Source organism: Roseateles amylovorans (assembly GCF_025398155.2).
Taxonomy (GTDB): Bacteria; Pseudomonadota; Gammaproteobacteria; order Burkholderiales; family Burkholderiaceae_C; genus Roseateles; species Roseateles amylovorans.
This window is the reverse complement of the sequence record NZ_CP104562.2, coordinates 5,874,780-5,886,676: the sequence shown is the minus strand read 5'-3', so window position 1 is coordinate 5,886,676 and position 11,897 is coordinate 5,874,780. Positions and strand designations below refer to the sequence as shown.

General features: G+C 68.9%; 10 protein-coding genes. 4 read left to right on the top strand and 6 right to left on the bottom strand.

Going from position 1 to position 11,897, the window contains the following annotated elements:
- Window positions 1-57: 57 nt before the first annotated feature.
- Window positions 58-771, top strand: a complete 714-nt coding sequence (gene folE / locus N4261_RS24345; protein ID WP_261757825.1) for a GTP cyclohydrolase I — start codon at window positions 58-60, stop codon at window positions 769-771.
- Between the two features lie 242 nt (window positions 772-1,013).
- Window positions 1,014-1,436 carry a BLUF domain-containing protein gene (locus N4261_RS24340; RefSeq protein ID WP_261757823.1) on the top strand — a complete coding sequence of 141 codons (423 nt, stop codon included), beginning with the start codon at window positions 1,014-1,016 and terminating at the stop codon, window positions 1,434-1,436.
- Window positions 1,437-1,491: 55 nt separating this feature from the next.
- Here the strand turns inward: N4261_RS24340 and N4261_RS24335 are convergent, their stop codons facing one another.
- From N4261_RS24335 to queC, 4 genes are all read right to left on the bottom strand, one after another.
- Window positions 1,492-2,802 (bottom strand): NAD(P)/FAD-dependent oxidoreductase, encoded by a 1,311-nt coding sequence (locus N4261_RS24335; protein ID WP_261760838.1) that lies wholly within the window; start codon window positions 2,800-2,802, stop codon window positions 1,492-1,494.
- Window positions 2,802-3,170 carry a c-type cytochrome gene (locus N4261_RS24330; protein ID WP_261757821.1) on the bottom strand — a complete coding sequence of 123 codons (369 nt, stop codon included), beginning with the start codon at window positions 3,168-3,170 and terminating at the stop codon, window positions 2,802-2,804. The genes N4261_RS24335 and N4261_RS24330 overlap by 1 nt, the downstream gene beginning before the upstream one ends.
- 214 nt (window positions 3,171-3,384) lie before the next feature.
- Window positions 3,385-3,933, bottom strand: coding sequence for a LemA family protein (locus N4261_RS24325; RefSeq protein WP_261757819.1), 549 nt, complete (start codon window positions 3,931-3,933; stop codon window positions 3,385-3,387).
- A complete protein-coding gene (queC, locus tag N4261_RS24320) occupies window positions 3,930-4,685 on the bottom strand; it encodes a 7-cyano-7-deazaguanine synthase QueC (protein ID WP_261757817.1) in 756 nt (251 codons plus the stop codon). The genes N4261_RS24325 and queC overlap by 4 nt, the downstream gene beginning before the upstream one ends.
- A gap of 72 nt (window positions 4,686-4,757) precedes the next feature.
- Between queC and N4261_RS24315 the strand changes: the two genes are divergently transcribed.
- Entirely contained in the window at window positions 4,758-6,353 is a 1,596-nt protein-coding gene (locus N4261_RS24315) for a DUF4139 domain-containing protein (protein WP_261757816.1), read from the top strand.
- 190 nt (window positions 6,354-6,543) lie between these two features.
- On the opposite strand, the gene N4261_RS24310 is transcribed toward N4261_RS24315, so the two are convergent.
- A complete protein-coding gene (locus N4261_RS24310) occupies window positions 6,544-7,818 on the bottom strand; it encodes a glutamate-5-semialdehyde dehydrogenase (RefSeq protein ID WP_261757815.1) in 1,275 nt (424 codons plus the stop codon).
- 309 nt (window positions 7,819-8,127) lie between these two features.
- Here N4261_RS24310 and N4261_RS24305 point away from each other — a divergent pair, with 309 nt between their 5' ends.
- Window positions 8,128-8,742 carry a LysE family translocator gene (locus N4261_RS24305; protein ID WP_261757814.1) on the top strand — a complete coding sequence of 205 codons (615 nt, stop codon included), beginning with the start codon at window positions 8,128-8,130 and terminating at the stop codon, window positions 8,740-8,742.
- A 208-nt stretch (window positions 8,743-8,950) separates the two neighbouring features.
- On the opposite strand, the gene N4261_RS24300 is transcribed toward N4261_RS24305, so the two are convergent.
- Complete coding sequence (locus N4261_RS24300; RefSeq protein WP_261757813.1) at window positions 8,951-11,848, bottom strand: M16 family metallopeptidase; 2,898 nt, start codon at window positions 11,846-11,848, stop codon at window positions 8,951-8,953.
- Window positions 11,849-11,897 lie beyond the last annotated feature (49 nt).

The window sequence follows — 11,897 nt, the reverse complement described above, 5'->3', positions numbered from 1 at the left end:
TTCGCCGATCCGCGGCATCACTACCTGGGCAGGCTTGATCGCCGACCCCCACGACCCATGACTGCCACCCCCATCCTGAGCCCTGACGCCCTGGCTGAGCTGCCGGCGTCCGAGCGCATCCGCTACCGCCTGGTGCAGGCGCAGCGCCGCTATCACGCCAACGACAACATTTCCGAGTTCCTCGAACCCGGCGAACTCGATCAGTTGCAAAAGGAAGTCCAGGCCAAGATGCAGGAGGTGCTGCAGTCCCTGGTGATCGACACCGACGGTGACCACAACACCCAGGACACCGCCAAGCGCGTGGCCAAGATGTTCCTGCGCGAGGTGTTTGCCGGACGTTATGCCGCCGCGCCGGCAGTGACCGAGTTCCCGAATGTGGAGCGCCTCAACGAACTGATGATCGTCGGCCCGATCACCGTGCGCAGCGCCTGCTCCCACCACCTCTGCCCGATCATTGGCAAGGTCTGGATCGGGTTGCTGCCCAATGAGCATTCCAACTTGATCGGCCTGTCGAAATACGCCCGGCTGACCGATTGGATCATGAGCCGTCCGCAGATCCAGGAAGAAGCGGTCACCATGCTGGCCAATGAGCTGCAGGCCCGTGTGCAACCGGACGGCCTGGCCATCGTGATGGATGCGGACCACTTCTGCATGCACTGGCGCGGCGTGAAGGACATGGAATCCACCATGATCAACAGCGTGATGCGCGGCGCCTTCCTGAAGGATCCCAACCTGCGGCGGGAGTTCCTGTCGCTGATCCGCAAGGGCTGACCCCCGGTTCTGCGAGGCGCCGGCCGCGCCCGACCGTTCGGTGCGGTGCCGCGGGCTTGAAGCTTGCTACTGAAGCGGGATGCGCGGGATGGCCGCACCGTGGTTGAACCGTCGAGCCGCTGAACCGTCGAACTGCAGACCCGCCGCAGGGGTGAACCGCCTGATCTGCCGAACTGCCGAACCGCCTGATCTGCCTGATCTGCCTGATCTGCCGAACTGTCTTCAACGAACCAGGAATCGCCATGCTTGTCCGTCTCGTCTACGCCAGCCGCGCCTCGCGCGAGCTGAGCCCCCAGGATCTGCAAGACATCCTTCGCCGCTCCCGCGATCACAACCCGGCCGAGGGCATCACCGGCCTGCTCTGGTACAACGACGGCGTCTTCATCCAGGTGCTCGAAGGCGGCCGGGATCCGGTGAATGCGCGCTACAAGCGCATCGTCATGGACAACCGCCATGACGCGCCCATCCTGCTCACCTATCAGGAGATCTCCGAGCGGCGCTATGCAGGCTGGTCGATGGGCCAGGTGAATCTGCACCGGCTCAATCCGGGGCTGCTGCTGAAGTACGGCGAAACCCAGAAGCTCGACCCCTACCGCATGAGCGGCGCCATGCTCACCGCGCTGTTCGACGAGCTGGTCAGCTCCGGCGCGATCGAATGCGCATGAGCGCATGAGCGCATGAGCGTGTGAACGCGTGCGCGGGCCTGCGCGGGGACTTCACTCAGCCCAGCATGTCCGCCCACAGCGTGCGCGCCCAATGCCACGCATAGCGGGCTTCGAGCGCGTTGGGCGCGTCTGACACGCCGCCCGATCCCGGCACTGCGCGGTAAGTGCGCTCACCCGCCAGATAGCGGTGCACGCTGGCCACGTGAATGACCCGTTCGCCGTCGACATGGCTGTAGCAGGTGTTGGTGAGCATCGGTGCCGGATCGGGCTCCCACCCTGCCAGCGAAGCGATGACCGCAGCGGCCGCCACCTTGGCATGCGCATTCGCCATGTGCCCGCTCTTGGGCATGGCCGGCGCCACCTGGATCGCATCGCCGATGACATGGATGTCCGGCGCGGCGGTCGCAGCGAAGGTCTGGTAGTCGATCTCGCACCAACGGCCGGCCGCACCGGTCAGCCCCGTCTCCCGCGCCAGCGACCCGGCGCGCATCGGCGGCAGCAGGTTCAGCAGGTCCACGCGTTCGGGCTCCTGCAGCTCGAAGCGCACCGTGCTGCGGCCCTCCGTGTCCCGTCCGGCATCCACGGCGATGGCCTTGTGCAGGGGCCGGTACTCAATCAGCCCGGCGTACTGCTCGGCCCACACCTTGCGGAACAGCGCGGCCTTGGAGGTGATGTCCGGATTCGCATCGAACACCAGCAGCTTGGCCCGCGGGCGGTGCCGCTTGAGCCAGGCCGCCACCACGCTGGCGCGTTCGTAAGGTCCGGGCGGGCAACGGTAGGGCGCTTCCGGAATCGTGATCGCCAGCACACCGCCGTCCGGCAGGGCCTCGATCTGCCGCCGCAGGGCCAGCGTTTCCGGTCCCGCCTTCCAGGCCTGCAACACGCGGCCCTCGTCGTGAGCGGCTTCCAGGCCGCGAACAGCGCCCCAATCCAGATCGATGCCGGGCGACAGCACCAGCCGGTCGTAGCGCAGCGGCGCGCCCTGGGCCGGCAGCACCAGGCGATGTCGGGTGTCGATGGACCGGACCCGGTCGCGAATGAGCTGCACGCCGTGCTGCCGCTGCAGGCTGTCCAGCGGACGCCGCAGATCGTCCAGCGCGCGGAAGCCGCCGAGCACCAGATTCGACATCGGGCAGGACACGAAATCCGCCTGCGGCTCGATGAGGACGACCTCCAGCCGACCGCCCGACCACATCCGCAAATACCGGGCCGCCGTGGTGCCGCCAATGCCGCCGCCGACCACGATCACGCGGGCGCGGGCCAGGCCCTGCGCCGCCCGCGCCGGCAGCGGCATTCCCATGCCCAATGACAGACCCAGCGCCGCGCCGGTGGCACCGGTGCCGGCCAGCCAATCGCGTCGGCGCATCATGGCTGTGCACCTCGCGACGACGGCGAGCGGCCAGTGGCCATCGACTGCGCGGCGAAGTAGCGGGCGATGGCGCGGATCTGTGCCTCGTCATAGCCCTTGGCGATCTGCGGCATCACGGTACCCGGGCGTTCCCCGCGTTTGTAGGCCAGGATCTGAGCCTCAAGATCGGCCGCCGATCGGCCCGCCAACCCCGGCACTGCGGGATCGCTGACGGCGCGTCCGTCGGTGCCATGGCAGGCGGTGCACGTGGCCGCGAGTGCCTTCACCCGCAGCGCCTGCGCGGCGTCCGGTGCCGCGCCGTCGGCCGGCGGCGCACCGGCCGGCGACGCCGCGAAGGCGGCGCTCGACAGGACGAGGCTGATCATCCACCACCACCGCGCGCGGACCATGCTGTGCTCCCGGCCCCGTGCGAGGCCATCACCTTGCCCAACTTGCAAAACCCACCGCCGCAGGCTGCGCGACGGTCGACGGCGATGAGTGTAGGAGCGGGCTTGGGAACGCGCCATCGTGGGCCCCCGCTGTCGGCGACCGGGCGCGCGAGGCGCGCACCGCATGCGTCCGCTCGGGCGGCCCGTCGCGTTACAGGCTGCGGGATTCGCTGAAGCCGAAGAAGCTCACCAGCACCCGGGTCGGGAACTGACGCACCGCGTCGTTGTAGTTGTGGACCGCCTGGTTGAAGAACTGGCGTGCGAAGGCGCGTTGGCGGTCGATCAGCTTGAGCTCGTCGATCACCGTGCTCACCGCCGCGTCCGAAACCAGTTCCGAATGGTGCTCCACCAGCGACACCATGCGGGTCAGCGCGGCGCCGTGGACGGCCGAGGTCACCGCCAATTGCGCGATCGGATCGGCCGCATACGGGCGCACCCGCACCGCTTGCGCCGTGGTCTTGGCCTCCGCCTGGGCGGTGGCCAGGGCGTCCAGGCTGGCCTGCTCGCTCGGCAGCCGTTCACGCAGCAGCAGCAGCAAGGCTTCGCCTTGCTCGGTGCGTCGGGTTAGGGCGTCATCCAGTTGCGCGAAGGCCTTGCCGATCTCATTGCGCAGCAGCATCACCCGGTTGTAGGCGCCAATGCCCCAGAACAGCAGCAGCGCGCCCAGCACCCACAGCCAGAGCTCCCAGCCCGCGCTCATGGATGCGCGGCCTCGGCCTGCCGGAACTCGCGGTAGCCGCGTGCTCGCAGCTCGCAGGCCGGGCAGTGGCCGCAACCCCAGCCCCAGTCGTGGCGCGTGGTGCGCTCGCCGAGATAACAGGTGTGGGTGTGCTCGACGATCAGATCGTTCAAAGCGTCGCCGCCCAGCGCCTGCGTCATCGCCCAGGTCTGGGCCTTGGTGATGAACATCAGCGGCGTCTCCACCGTCATCGGCGTGTCCAGGCCCAGGCTCAGCGCCACCTGCAGCGCCTTGAGGGTGTTGTCGCGGCAGTCCGGATACCCGGAGAAATCGGTCTCGCACATGCCGCCGACCAGCACCGAGGCGCCGCGCCGGTAGGCCAGCGTGGCGGCGAAGGTCAGGAACAGCAGGTTGCGTCCCGGCACGAAGGTGTTGGGCAGGCCGTTGGCCTGCAGCTCGATCGCGCGTTCCTGGGTCAGCGCGGTGTCGGAGATCTGGCCCAGCAGGCTCAGGTCCAGCAGATGGTCCTCGCCGAGCTTCGGAGCCCAGTGCGGGAACCGGGCCGCGATCTCCGCGCGCACCGTCTGGCGGCAGTCCAGCTCGATGCGATGGCGTTGGCCGTAGTCGAAGCCCAGCGTCTCGACCTCGGCGAAGCGGTCCAGCGCCCAGGCCAGACAGGCGGTGGAATCTTGGCCACCGGAGAACAGCACCAGGGCCTTGCGGCTGGAGGCGGTGACGGCGGCGGGCGGCGTGGCGGGCAGGGAAGGCGGCATGGGACGACGACTGAAAACGCAGACCCGGAAGTGTGCCAGGGCCGTGCTACCGTCATTGTCCAGGAGGACAAGATGCAACGACTGTTCACGATTCTTGCGCTGGCCGGAGCCGCCGGTGCGGTCATGCCGATCAGCGCAGCGGCCCAGGCGGGCGCACCGACCTCGACCATCCGCCAGGTGCTGCTCTATCCGGGCGGCGCCCAGGTGGACCGCCAACTGCGGGTGCCTGCGGGCGCCACCCTGGCCCGGTTTTCCTGCCTGCCGGCGGGCCTGGACCAGGATGCGTTGCAGGTGCAGGCACCGGCCGGCGTGAATCTGGGCGAGCTCAAGATCGAGCGCCAGTCGCGGGATGCGCTGCCGGAGTGCCGCCGCCGCGATCCCAAGGTGCTCGAACTGGAAAAGCAGCGCGATGCCGTCAACGCCGAGATCAGCGGTGTGGATCTGGCGCTCGGCTATCTGAAGGGCCTGTCGGACCGCGAGGCCAAGCCCGGCCCCGGCCTGGCCGCCGGCCTGGAGACCCTGCGGCGCAACGGCCAGGAGCTGGTCGTGCGACAGCAGGCGCTCCAGGAGCGCCTCACCGAGATCGACCTGCAATTGCGGGCCGCGCGTGCGGCGCAACTGGCCTCCGGTGGCGAGGTCTCGGTGGTCACGCTGCGCCTGTCGGCCCCTGGTCAGACCGAACTGGGGCTGAGTTATCGACTGTCGGGTGCCGGCTGGCAGCCGCAGTACCGCGCCCGGCTGGACACCACCAGCGGCGCGCTGTCCATCGAACGACTGGCCCAGATTGCCCAGGCCAGCGGAGAAGATTGGGTGGATGTGAAGCTGCGCTTGTCGACCGTGCCACCGCGCCAGACCACGGCCGCCTCCCCCTTGCAGCCGTGGACGCTGTCGATGGCGACGCGCATGAGAGAGGCCTCTCTTTTCGATCGTGTGCCCATGGCGACGATGGCCGCGCCAGCCCCTGCCGCGCCGCCCGTGGCCGAGTTCAAGGTGGCGGTCACCGGCTCGCGGGCCGCGACGGTGAACTTCGATGCGAGCGTGTTCGAAGGTGAGTTCGGCGCCGAGTACGACCTGCCGCAGCCGGTCACCCTGATGGCCAATGGCGAGCGCTCCACCGTCAGCCTCGGGCGGGTCTCGATGGAAGCCAAGCTGCTGGCGCGGGTGCAGCCGCAGACCGAGGCGGCGGCCTATCTCGTGGCCGAGGTGCCGCGTCCGCAGGGCTCCTGGCCGAGCGGCCCGGTGCAGCTGTTTCGCGACAACAGCCTGATCGGACAGACGCCGCTGCAACTGGGCGACGACACCACCTGGTCGATTCCCTTCGGCCGTGACGACCGCTTGCGTGTGCGGGTGGAACCGGACAAGCGGGAGGGCGCCACCACCGGCCTGATCGGCTCACGCCGCGAGAGCGTCATCACCCGCCAGTGGCTGGTCGAGAACCTGCGCACCCGGCCGGTCACCTTGCAGGTGCTGGAGGCCGCGCCGGTGGCCGAGCATGAGGACATCCGTGTCCAGACCCAGTTCACCCCGGCGGTGACCCGTGCCGGTTGGCGCGATCAGCCCGGCATCCAGATGTGGGAACTGCCGCTGGCGCCCCAGCAGACGCAGCGATTCCAGGCGGTCTATCGCATCAGTGTGCCGAAGGAAGCGGTCGTTGATGGACTGCCTTGAGACGCAGCGGGCCGGAGCGGCCTGACGGACCGAGAGGCATTTGTCGACATGGCTTGGCAGGCTGATGGGCGCGATGGCTCGACGGTCTGCGGGCCTGACGGCGTGACGGTCCGAGGGTCCGACAGCCCGATGGCCTGACGGCCCGATGGCCCGATGGCCGCCGGGCCCGCCTTCGGCGAGCCCTTCCGTCTCAGCTCCGGACTTCGCCCTGACCCAGCACCACCCACTTCATCGACGTGAGCCCGTCCAGGCCGACGGGTCCACGGGCGTGGAACTTGTCGGTCGAGATGCCGATTTCCGCGCCCAGGCCGTATTCGAAGCCGTCGGCAAAGCGGGTGCTGGCATTGACCATCACGCTGGCGGAATCCACCTCGCGCAGGAAGCGCATCGCGTTCATGTGGTTGGTCGTCAGGATCGCATCGGTGTGATGGGAACCATGGCGATTGATGTGGGCGATGGCCTCGTCCAGGCTGTCCACCACCTTGATGCTGATGATCGGCGCCAGGTACTCGGTGTCCCAGTCCGCCTCGGTGGCGGCGCGGCGCAGGTCGCCGGGCACCTGGCTCAGCAGCGCCAGCGCGCGCGGGCAGGCGCGCATCTCCACACCCTTGGCCGAGAACACCATGCCGATGCGCGGCAGGAAACTTGCCGCCTGGGCTGCATGCACCAGCAGCGACTCGGTGGCATTGCAGGGGCTGTACTTCTGCGTCTTGGCGTTGTCGACCACGGTCACGGCCAGGTCGATGTCGACCTCCGCATCCACATAGCTGTGGCAATTGCCGTCCAGGTGCTTGATCACCGGCACCCGGGCCTCGCGGCTGATGCGCTCGATCAGGCCCTTGCCGCCGCGCGGAATGATCACGTCGACATGCGCCGGCATCGTGATCAGCAGGCCCACCGCGGCGCGGTCCACGGTGTTGATCAACTGCACGGCATCGCGCGGCAGGCCCGCGTCGTCCAGGCTGTCGCCGACCAGCGCCGCCAGAGCCAGGTTGCTGTGCAGCGCCTCGGAGCCGCCGCGCAGGATGCAGGCATTGCCGCTCTTGATCGCCAGCGAGGCGGCCTCGATGGTCACGTTCGGGCGGCTTTCGTAGATCATCCCGAACACGCCCAGCGGCACCCGCATCTGGCCGACGCTGATGCCGGTGGGCCGGCGCTTCACACCGGTGATCTCGCCGATGGGGTCCGGCATGGCGGCGATCTGCTCGCAGCCTTCGGCGACCGTGGCCAGCACCTTCGCATCCAGCCGCAACCGGTCCACCATCGGCGCCTCCAGCCCGGCCTCGCGGGCGGCGGCCAGGTCGCGCTCATTGGCCTCGGCCAGCACCGGGCCGGCCTCCCGCAGGCGGCGGGCCAGGGCCAGCAGGGCCTGGTTCTTGGCGGCGGTCGGCGCGGCGGCCATCAGCGTTGCGGCCCGGCGGGCCGATTCGCCGACGCCGGTCATGTAGGCGTTCAGATCGGTCATGCCGGCATTCTGAACCATCACCCCGACGGATGCGTGGAGTGGGGTTCGGCGCACCGGTCGGTCAGCCATCGCAAGGCGCCACGGCTGCCTTCGTGGGGGTCAGGCGGGCGGCCGTGGCCGACCATCGACCGCTGCTCAAAGCTGCTGGGGCGCTGCGCCTATGGGAATGGCGGAAGGCAGGCCTGCGGCGGGGCGATGCCGTGATGCCGTGATGCGGTGATGCGGTGACGCGGTGACGCGGATGCCACAGCGTTCGCGCCTGCCGCGACCGCCGCGCCGGCCCGGTCCGGTCTGGTCCAGAATCGGTGCATGGCGCTGCACACCTGGACCCTCTATCTGCTGACCGTCATCGGTCTGTCGCTCACCCCCGGCCCCAACAGCTTGCTGGTGCTGGCGCACGGGGCGATGCATGGGCATCGACGCACCCTGTGGACGGTGGCCGGCGGCGCGCTGGGTTTCACCTCGCTGATTGCGCTGTCGATGCTGGGCATCAGCGCGCTGCTGCAGACCGCCTCCAGCGCGCTGCTGGTGCTCAAGGTGATCGGCGGCGCCTATCTGATCTGGCTGGGCATTCAGCTCTGGCGAGCGCCGGCCATCAGGTTGGCGCCGAGTGCCGCCGGCGCGGCGCGGGCCTCGGCGCGGTCACTGTTCCGGCAGGGGCTGCTGTCGGCGATCTCCAATCCCAAGGTGCTGCTGTTCTACGGCGCCTTCTTGCCGCAGTTCATCGATCCGAACCGCGATCTGCTGCTGCAGTTCAGCCAACTCGCCGCCACCTTCGTGCTGGTCGAGGCGATGGTCGAGATCCTGATCGCCAGCCTGGCACACCGCGTGCGGCCGTGGCTGGAACGCAGTGGCCGTCGTTTCAACCAGGTCTGCGGCACGCTGTTCGCGTTGATGGGCGCCGCCTTGCCGATGACGCGCTGACGGGTGATGCGCTGGCGAGAGATGCGCTGACGAGTGATGCGCTGACGTGCGATGCGATGCGCTGACGTGCGATGCGCTTTAGCGCTATCGCCGCAAAGGACAACGGCCCGCGCGGTATGCACCACGCGGGCCGTGTCCAACGCAGGCGGACAACGCCGATCGACGTCATCCGCCGGGCATCATCGCCCGGTCGTCCGCACCGGCGCGATCAGGGCTTGGCCGCCGATGCCGGCACCGCAGAGGCTGCGGCGCTGACCGGGGCGCCGGTCACATCGCGCAGCGCCAGCGGCTTGCGGCCCAGCGCCTCGAGCTGCGGCAGCACCTTGGCCTTGTCGCCCACCGCCACCACGATCAGCGCAGCGGGATCCACTCGCGTCCGCGCCGCCTGGTAGGCGCTCTGCGCGGTCACGGCGCCGTACTGGCGCGGCAGCGAGGTGATGCTGTCGGCCGGCTGGCCCAGCGCCCATTCGCTGGCGTAGGTGGCGGCCATCACGCGGTTGGTATCGAACAGCCCCGGCAGTGCCAGCAACTGCGCATTGCGCACCCGACTGAGTTCGGCCGCACCCATGGGCTTGGCCCGCATGCCGTCGATCTCCTTGAACATGTCGGACAGCGCGGCCCCGGTCACATCGGTGCGCACGCTGCCGCGGATCGCGAAGTTGCCGCTGTCGCGGTTCATCGAATAGGCGGAGTAGATGCCGTAGGTGTAGCCCTTGACCTCTCGCAACTGGGTGTTGATGCGCGAGGTGAACAGGCCGCCCATGGCCGCGTTCATCACCTTGAGGTCGGCGGCATCGCGCACACCGGCCTTCGGTCCGGCGGCCACCACCGCCAGCGCGGTCTGCGGTGCATTGGGCTTGTCCACCAGCACCACGCGCGCGTCGATCGGCTGCGGTGCGGCGGTGTTGACGGCCGCCGCTGCCGCTGTCGGCCGCTCCCACTTTGCAAACAGGCTGTCGACCAGCGACTTCAGCTCGGCCTCTGACAGGTCACCCGCCACCACCAGCGCAGCCTCGTCCGGGCGGTAATGGCGCTGCCAGAACTGGCGCAGCGAGGCGGCGTCGGTGGCCTGGATGGCGGCCTCGTCGCCCAGGCTGCTGCGGGCCAGCGGATGACCTTCACCGTAGAGCACCCGGTTGGCCACCACGGCCGCGACCGAGGGCGCCTGTTCGCGCTGCTGGGCGAGTGCTGCGAGTCGCTCGGCGCGCTGGCGTTCGACCTCGGCCTCGGCGAAGGCCGGATGCATCGCCACGTCGGCCAGCAGGGCCAGGCTCTGGCCGAAGTTGCGCTTCAGGCTGCTGACTTCGATCCGGGCCTCGTCCCGACCCGCGCCGCTGGTCAGGGTCGCGCCCAGGGCGGCTGCCTCATCGGCGATCTGCTGCGCGCTGCGGGTCTGGGTGCCTTGCTGCAGCATGGCCGCCGTGAAGCTGGACAGGCCGGGCTTGTCCGCCGGGTTGGCGGTCTGGCCGGCGCGCAGCACCAGGCTGGCGCTGACCAGCGGCAGGCCGGGGTTGGGCACCTGGATCACGGTCAATCCATTGGCCAGCGTGGTGCGTTTGCCCTCGGGCAGCGTGAGCGGCTTGGCCTTGCCCGACTTGGGCGGCGTCTTGCGCCAGGCCGCATCGGCATTGAGCGATTCACGCTCGCCCTTGCCGGCGCGGGTGGGCATCGGCGGCGTCGGCACTTCGGCGGCCAGCTTCTGCTCGCCAGGCGTGGCGTAAACCACCACGCGGGCCGTCTTCTTCAACTGCTGGGCCACCACGTCGCGCACCTGGGCGGCGGTCATGGCCTGGTAGCGTGCCAGGTCCTTGGCCATGTAATTGGGATCGCCCGCCTGCTGGTTGTAGTAGTTGATCTGGTCGGCCAGGCCTTGCACCTTTTCCAGCCGCGTCAGCAGCCCGGTTTCCACCGCCGCGCGGGCGCGGGCCATCTCTTCGGGCGTGGGCGGATTCTGCGAGAGCGCGTCCAGCTCGTCATTGACCAGCTTCTCGATCTCTTCGAGCGACTTGCCGGGCCGGGCCACCACCTCGATGTTGAACACCGAGCCCAGTGACAGCGAATACTGCGACACCGAGACCGACTGCGCCAGTTGCTTGTCATAGACCAGCGTCTTGTACAGCCGGCTGGATTTGCCGCCGCCCAGCACATGCGAGGCAATGTCCAGTTCCGCGTCGCCCGGCTGGAACACCGCCGGCGTGTGCCAGGCAATGTTCAGCCGGGAGAGCTCGATGCGGTCGGTCACTGCAAGGCGTTTCTCTTCGGTCAGCGTGGGCTGCGGCACATGGACCGGTGGCACCGCCTCGCCGGCTTTCAACGGGCCGAAGTATTTCTCGACCAGCTTCTTCGCATCGGCCGGATTGAAATCGCCGGCCAGCACCAGCGTGGTGTTGTTGGGGCGGTAGTAGCGGCGGGCGAAGGCCTTCACATCGGCCAGCTTGATCGACTGGATGTCCGCATGCGAGCCGATCACCGAGGCCCGGTAGGGATGGCCTTCGGGATAGAGCGCCTGGAAGACCGCTTCCTCGACGATGCCGTAGGGCCGGTTCTCCACCGACTGGCGGCGCTCATTGCGCACCACGTCCTGCTGGTTGGCCAGCGCGACCGAATCGACCTCGTCGATCATGTAGCCCAGCATGTCGGACTTCAGCCACAGGCCCAGTTCCAACTGGTTGGAGGGCAGGGTGAAGAAGTAGTTGGTGCGGTCGAAGTCGGTGGTGCCGTTCGAGTCGGTGCCGCCGGCGGCATCCACGATCTTGTCGGCCTGACCGCGCGGAATGTGTCGGGTGCCGGCGAACATCAGATGCTCGAACAGATGGGCAAAGCCGGTCTGGCCGGCGGCCTCGTTGCGCGGGCCGGCATGCACCCACATGTTGAAGGCGATCAGCGGCAGGCGATGGTCCTCGACCAGGATCACCTCGAAGCCGTTGGCCAGCTTGACCTTCTCCAGCTTGACCTGCAGCGAGCCGCCGTCGGTGGTCACCGCGCTGGCGGCGCCGGTCGCAGCCCAGGCGGGGCTGAGGGCCGCCATCGGCGCCAGAGCGCCCAGGCTCAGCGCGCTCCAGAGCGCAAGGGTGAGGGCGGCGGGGGCCGGCTTCTTGATTCGCATGGTCGTGGTGTCCCCGTGCGGGGAGGGTGATGTGGTGGCTCGCACCCTA

Coding starts and splice junctions, on each gene's coding strand:
- folE (WP_261757825.1), top strand. CDS start 58: ATGACTGCCACCCCCATCCTGAGCCCTGACGCCCTGGCTGAGCTGCCG.
- N4261_RS24340 (WP_261757823.1), top strand. CDS start 1,014: ATGCTTGTCCGTCTCGTCTACGCCAGCCGCGCCTCGCGCGAGCTGAGC.
- N4261_RS24335 (WP_261760838.1), bottom strand. CDS start 2,802: ATGCGCCGACGCGATTGGCTGGCCGGCACCGGTGCCACCGGCGCGGCG.
- N4261_RS24330 (WP_261757821.1), bottom strand. CDS start 3,170: ATGATCAGCCTCGTCCTGTCGAGCGCCGCCTTCGCGGCGTCGCCGGCC.
- N4261_RS24325 (WP_261757819.1), bottom strand. CDS start 3,933: ATGAGCGCGGGCTGGGAGCTCTGGCTGTGGGTGCTGGGCGCGCTGCTG.
- queC (WP_261757817.1), bottom strand. CDS start 4,685: ATGCCGCCTTCCCTGCCCGCCACGCCGCCCGCCGCCGTCACCGCCTCC.
- N4261_RS24315 (WP_261757816.1), top strand. CDS start 4,758: ATGCAACGACTGTTCACGATTCTTGCGCTGGCCGGAGCCGCCGGTGCG.
- N4261_RS24310 (WP_261757815.1), bottom strand. CDS start 7,818: ATGACCGATCTGAACGCCTACATGACCGGCGTCGGCGAATCGGCCCGC.
- N4261_RS24305 (WP_261757814.1), top strand. CDS start 8,128: ATGGCGCTGCACACCTGGACCCTCTATCTGCTGACCGTCATCGGTCTG.
- N4261_RS24300 (WP_261757813.1), bottom strand. CDS start 11,848: ATGCGAATCAAGAAGCCGGCCCCCGCCGCCCTCACCCTTGCGCTCTGG.